Source organism: Bowdeniella nasicola (assembly GCF_001907295.1).
Lineage (GTDB): Bacteria > Actinomycetota > Actinomycetes > Actinomycetales > Actinomycetaceae > Bowdeniella > Bowdeniella nasicola.
The window spans coordinates 1-639 of the sequence record NZ_MQVR01000194.1 but is presented as its reverse complement, the minus strand read 5'-3'; the positions used below and the strand labels follow the sequence as shown (position 1 = coordinate 639).

1 pseudogene is annotated in these 639 nt (G+C 56.8%); it reads left to right on the top strand.

Going from position 1 to position 639, the window contains the following annotated elements:
• Nucleotides 1-228: 228 nt before the first annotated feature.
• Nucleotides 229-549, top strand: a pseudogene (locus tag BSZ39_RS13030) (sugar nucleotidyltransferase); the annotation flags it as partial.
• Nucleotides 550-639: the final 90 nt, after the last annotated feature.

Genomic DNA, 639 nt, shown 5'->3' with positions numbered 1-639 from the left:
AGTGAGTTGTAGAAGATGAACTCGAGGATCACGCGGTGACCGCCCTGCTGTCCAGCACGACCACCCCGCTACACCACTATGAGGGACTCAACTTGAACTACGTGGTGGACAAAGTTTGATCCTATGAACCCAGCGCCACCGGTAACACAGATAGTACTCACGTTTCCAGCGTAGCCTGGATACCAGCTGTCCGCGGAGCATGGTGCTCCACACGAGTTTGGGAGTGGAATGAAGGGCATCATTCTGGCAGGTGGAACGGGCTCGCGTCTCCACCCAATCACCCTCGGCGTCTCAAAGCAGCTCATGCCTGTCTACGACAAGCCGATGATCTATTACCCGCTGTCGACTCTGATTCTCGCGGGGATTTCCGACATTCTCATCATCACAACACCCGACGATCAGCCACAGTTCGAGCGGCTGCTTGGGGACGGATCACAGTTCGGGATTTCCCTTTCCTACGTCGTTCAACCCAGCCCCGATGGCCTTGCCCAAGCTTTCATCTTGGGCGCCGACCATATCGGGGACGACAATGTCGCCCTCATCCTCGGCAGTTGAGTCCCTCATAGTGGTGTAGCGGGGTGGTCGTGCTGGACAGCAGGGCGGTCACCGCGTGATCCTCGAGTTCATCTTCTACAACTC